Raw genomic sequence first — 5,026 nt, forward strand, 5'->3', positions numbered from 1 at the left:
CTCTTCTGCCTTGTGTCTTTTCCCTGCCATTTCAATGTCCTTCCTCGGCTCAATAGCCATACTTCAAGAAGGATCACTTTTCAGGGGGCAGACCAAGTTCGTTCCGCTGAGCGGCCAGCAGCGTGTGCCTGCCTTGCAGACTGGCGAGATCGATATCTTGCCGCGCACGTTTACCTGGACCTTGCGCCGTGATGCAAACGGATTGAACTTCACGACGCCGAACTACTACGAGTTCACCGGCTTTATGATGCCGAAGGCGCTCGGCGTGACCAAGGTGGAGGATATGTCCGGCGCATCTGTATGCGTCCAGACAGGTTCCACCACCGAGGTTGTCGCCAACGACGTGTCGAAGGAACATAATCTCGGGCTGAAGCCGGTTGTCTTCGAAAACAGCTCCGCCGTCAGCCAGGCCTTCTTCTCCGGACGCTGCGATGCCCTGATCACCGATGCCGCCGCGTTAGCCTCGATCCGAGCAACGTCTGCAGAAAATCCTGATGACTACATCATTTTCCCCGCGACCCGGTTCATGGACGCGCTAACGCCGGCTGTGCGCCATGGCGACGATCAGTGGCTCGATATCGTCAACTGGTCGATCCAGGCCTTGATTGCCGGCGAGCAACTGGGCGTGACGCAGGCTAATGTCACCGAGATGCAGAAATCCGAAGATCCTCGCGTCAAGCGCTTCCTCGGTGTCGAGCCCGGAAACGGTTCGGCACTCGGCCTGGACGAGAAGTTTGCGGCCAACATCATCGCCCAGCTTGGCAATTACGGCGAAATGTTTGATCGCAACGTCGGCAAGGATAGTCCGCTAAAGCTGGAGCGAGGCGCCAACCGTCTCTATTCCGATGGCGGACTGATGTTCCCGCTGGCATTCCAGTAAGCACAGGGAGGCCGGCATGCTCTTCGCACTCTGGGACAATCGTCGCATTCGAGACAATGCGCTTCAGTTCTTGCTGTTTGCAGGCTTTGCCGGCCTTCTTTTCTGGCTGTGGTCAAATACGGCGGCCAATCTGGCCGCCCGAGGCATCCGGGTCGGCTTCGACTATCTGAGCCGGCAGGCGAACTTTCCGATTTCGGAGAGTGTGCTGCCCTATGATCCCTCTGATACATTTGGTTGGGCCTACGTCATCGGTGTGACCAACACCGCCGTCATTTCGTTTGCCGCGATTATTATCTCCACGCTTGTCGGCCTGGTAATTGCTCTCGTCCGACTGTCGAACAATCCTTTGGCATCGAAGATGGCGGCATTGTTTGTCGGTATCATCCGCAACATGCCGCTCATCGTGCAACTCCTCTTCTGGTATGCGCTGGCGACGACCTTGCTGCCGGCGCCGCGTCTGGCCTTCAACCCGCTGCCCGGCTTCTACCTGTCTCTCCGGGGTCTCTATATTCCGACGATCTCCCTGGGGCCGCAGGCCGGTTCTTTCGCGGGTGTCTGCCTTGCCGTGCTCATTGCCGCCGTCATCATGCGTCGATGGGTGCCGAAATCCGCCTGGTCGTTGGGCAAATGGGTACTGCTTGGCGGTCTGCTTGTGGTTGCTGTTGTGCTGCTCCGCCCATCGGCCAGCTTTCCGGAATTGAAGGGGTTCAACTTCGTCGGGGGGCTTCGCCTGTCGCCCGAGTTTGCTGCCCTCATGCTTGGTCTCGTCCTCTACACCTCGGTCTTCATCAGCGAAGTCATCCGCGGTGGGATCGAAGCGGTATCGCGCGGTCAATGGGAAGCCGGACGAGCGCTCGGTCTGTCCGAACGGCACGTCATGTTCCGCATCATCATTCCACAGGCTTTGCGGATCATCGTTCCTCCCATGACCTCCCAATATCTCTCGACGGTGAAGAACACGACGCTGGCGCTTGCTGTCGGATATCCGGAACTCGGCCTCGTGGTCGGAACGGTCATCAATCAGACCGGCCAAGCCATTGAAAGCATTTCGATCCTTCTGGCCGCCTTCCTCACGATCAGCATCGCGGTGTCGATGTTCATGAACTGGTACAATGCCCATGTGGCACTGGTGACGCGATGACAAGTCTTTCCATTTCTCACGGTCATGTGGCCGCCGACATGCTGCCCGCACGGGAAGCGCCGCCGATCAAGCGGGTTCCCATTGTCAAGATGCTGTTCGGCGATGTCATGAGTGCCGCACTCACGGCGGGCGCGCTCGTGACAGTCCTGGCGCTGATGCCGGCGCTCAAATGGGGCTTTGTTGATGCGACGTGGGCGACGGCCGATCCAGCAGCCTGCCGAGCGGGTGGGGCATGCTGGGCATTTATCGGCGCAAAGCTTCGCTTCATCCTGTTCGGCCTCTATCCACCGGAAGAACAATGGCGTCCGATGATGATGATGGGCCTCATGGTCCTGATGGTGCTCGTCTCGCTGTCGCCCGCGCTATGGGGACGAAAGCTGGTCACGGCATGGCTGGCGGGCGTCGCCATGATGCTGGGCTTGATGTGGGGTGGCTTTGCGGGGTTGCCTTTCGTTCCAACATCTCAATGGGGTGGCTTGCCGGTTACCCTATTGCTTGCGCTCCTGTCGCTTGGATGCGGCTTTCCATTTGCCGTCTTTCTGGCGCTCGGACGGCGTTCATCCCTGCCGATCCCGAGGTTCCTGTCCGTCGGGCTGATCGAGACGATCCGCGGGCTTCCGCTTGTCGGACTGCTGTTTGTCGCCTCCATCCTGCTTCCTCTGCTCCTGCCGCCAACCTGGACGATCGACAAGCTTGGACGCACCTTTGCGGCACTGACGGTCTTTGCGGCGGCTTATCTTGCCGAAGTCATTCGCGGCGGGTTGCAAGCCATTCCCTCGGGTCAGGTCGAGGCGGCGAAGGCGCTGGGCATTCCGCATTGGAAGGCGATCCAGCATATCGTCATGCCGCAGGCCATTCAGAAGGTCATCCCGCCCCTGACCAATACGGCGATTGTCATGGTCAAGAACACCAGCCTGGTCATGATCGTCGGCGTGTTCGACATGTTGAGCGCCGGCCGCTCGGCGGCGATGGATCCAGTCTGGCCCGCGCCCTATCGGGAAGCCTATCTGTTTGTGGGACTCATCTACTTCGCGCTCTGCGTTGCCATCGCCTATTACGCCCGTTGGCTTGAGCTGCGTGTCAAAGCAAAGGATTATCGATGATGTCCGCTGAAAAGCCGTCCAACCGCGAACCGTCTGCCATCGCGATCCGCAACCTCGACAAATGGTATGGCACCTACCATGCGCTGCGCAATGTCACCCTTTCGGTCAAGCCGGGCGAGCGCATCGTCATCTGCGGACCATCCGGCTCCGGCAAGTCGACGCTCATCCGATGCGTCAATCATCTGGAGGAGCACCAGCAGGGCGAGATCGTCGTCAATGGCGTGACCTTGAACGACAGCCTGAAGAACATCGATGCGATCCGCCGCGATGTCGGGATGGTGTTCCAGCACTTCAACCTGTTCCCGCATCTCACCGTTCTGGAGAACTGTGCTCTGCCACAGATTCTGTCACGCGGGACGCCGAGAAAGCTCGCCGAAGAACGTGGCATGCAATTATTGGAACGGGTGCGGATTCCGGAGCAAGCGCTGAAGTATCCCGGCCAGCTTTCCGGTGGCCAGCAGCAGCGTGTTGCGATCGCGCGGGCGCTGTGCATGTCGCCGAAGATCATGCTGTTCGACGAACCGACTTCGGCCCTTGACCCGGAGATGGTGAAGGAAGTCCTCGACACGATGGTGGCCCTAGCGGAGGAAGGAATGACCATGATCGTCGTCACCCATGAGATGGGCTTTGCGCGCCGCGTGGCAGATCGCGTCGTCTTCATGGACAGGGGCGCCATTGTCGAAAGCAGCGCACCTGACGCCTTCTTCGACGCTCCCACCCATGAGCGGACAAAGAGCTTCCTTAGCCAGATCGTCCATTAGCGGAGTGAGGATGGTGAAATGGCCGCTGATCCCAGCGGCGATTTATGCAGTCAGGCCGGATGGAGGTCCACGAGGCGAGGTATTCGGCGGAAAGATCCGACGGTAGAGCGCTTCCCTACGGATCGGCGTGAAGCGTTCAGGCGTCGTGCCCGATTGCAGCCCAGGTCATCCGGCGGGCACACTGGGTGGCCCGCCTATTGACCGCCGGTCGCGTGCGCTCACGCCGCCTTGCGATCCCAGCTCGCAAAGGGGTCAGGTAGGTTTCGCCAGAGATCGGGTACAAAAACCGGGCTATCGATCAGGCAGGCATCGAGCTCGGCCCGAATCTTTGCCTCGTCCATCGGGTCGGCGCCGATGAAGACGATTTCTTGCCGGCGGTCACCCCAGACAGGATCGAGATAAGGTTTCATCATGTTAAGAAAGCCGGGATCCTGGGGCCATTGTTCACGGGGAACGGAGGTCCACCAGAGACCCATCTTGCCGGTTCGAACAAGTGCGCCGGCCTGGCTGATCTCGCCGACATGATGTGGGCGAGTCGCCAGCCAGAAGAAGCCCTTGGCGCGCACAACACCCGGCCAGGACCGGTCGATGAAGGCCTGGAACTTCATCGGGTCGAAGGGTTTTTTGGCGCGGTAGACGAAGGAGCGGATACCATATTCCTCGGTTTCGGGAATGTGGTCCTTGAAGCCGTGCAGCTCCTTATACCAAAGCGGGTGTGTTTCCGCCCTGGCGAAATCGAAGCGGCCAGTGCCCAGGATTTCCTTCAGCTCCACCTGGCCGAAGTCGGCCTCGATGAGCTTGGCGTCGGGGTTGAGGCCGGTGATGATCTTGCGGGCGGCATCGCGCTGTTCTGGCGTCGCGGTGCTGATCTTGTTGAGGATCACGACATCGGCGAACTCGATCTGTTCGACTAGAAGATCGACCAGCGTCCGGCTGTCACCTTCTCCTGCAGTTTCGCCACGGTCCGCCAGAAAATCTGTGGAGCTGTAGTCCTTGAGCAAGTTGGCACAATCGACGACAGTCACCATAGTATCGAGCCTCGAGACTGTCCGTCGTCGAATGATTTGAGACTTTTTGGGCGTGGGAAGAATGGAGTTTCCGGCTCGGTTTGCGGGTTGATTTAAGCCGCTTTGGCCTGGTG

5 protein-coding genes are annotated in these 5,026 nt (G+C 59.4%); 4 read left to right on the forward strand and 1 reads right to left on the reverse strand.

The window, feature by feature from the left end; translation table 11 throughout:
* From CRO48_RS31205 to CRO48_RS31220, 4 genes are all read left to right on the forward strand, one after another.
* Positions 1-880, forward strand: an 880-nt coding sequence (locus tag CRO48_RS31205) for a transporter substrate-binding domain-containing protein (RefSeq protein ID WP_102026029.1), incomplete at its 5' end; no start/stop codon positions are given.
* Positions 881-896: 16 nt separating this feature from the next.
* Complete coding sequence (locus CRO48_RS31210) at positions 897-2,021, forward strand: amino acid ABC transporter permease (RefSeq protein WP_097143514.1); 1,125 nt, start codon at positions 897-899, stop codon at positions 2,019-2,021.
* Positions 2,018-3,124, forward strand: a complete 1,107-nt coding sequence (locus CRO48_RS31215) for an amino acid ABC transporter permease (RefSeq protein WP_097143515.1) — start codon at positions 2,018-2,020, stop codon at positions 3,122-3,124. Before CRO48_RS31210 ends, CRO48_RS31215 begins: the two co-directional genes overlap by 4 nt.
* A complete protein-coding gene (locus CRO48_RS31220; RefSeq protein WP_097143516.1) occupies positions 3,121-3,885 on the forward strand; it encodes an amino acid ABC transporter ATP-binding protein in 765 nt (254 codons plus the stop codon). Before CRO48_RS31215 ends, CRO48_RS31220 begins: the two co-directional genes overlap by 4 nt.
* A gap of 218 nt (positions 3,886-4,103) precedes the next feature.
* Here the strand turns inward: CRO48_RS31220 and CRO48_RS31225 are convergent.
* Positions 4,104-5,026, reverse strand: a 923-nt coding sequence (locus CRO48_RS31225) for a CobW family GTP-binding protein (RefSeq protein ID WP_097143517.1), incomplete at its 5' end; no start/stop codon positions are given.

It is taken from the genome of Rhizobium subbaraonis (assembly GCF_900220975.1).
Taxonomy (GTDB): domain Bacteria; phylum Pseudomonadota; class Alphaproteobacteria; order Rhizobiales; family Rhizobiaceae; genus Mycoplana; species Mycoplana subbaraonis.

Coding starts and splice junctions, on each gene's coding strand:
- CRO48_RS31210 (WP_097143514.1), top strand. CDS start 897: ATGCTCTTCGCACTCTGGGACAATCGTCGCATTCGAGACAATGCGCTT.
- CRO48_RS31220 (WP_097143516.1), top strand. CDS start 3,121: ATGATGTCCGCTGAAAAGCCGTCCAACCGCGAACCGTCTGCCATCGCG.
- CRO48_RS31215 (WP_097143515.1), top strand. CDS start 2,018: ATGACAAGTCTTTCCATTTCTCACGGTCATGTGGCCGCCGACATGCTG.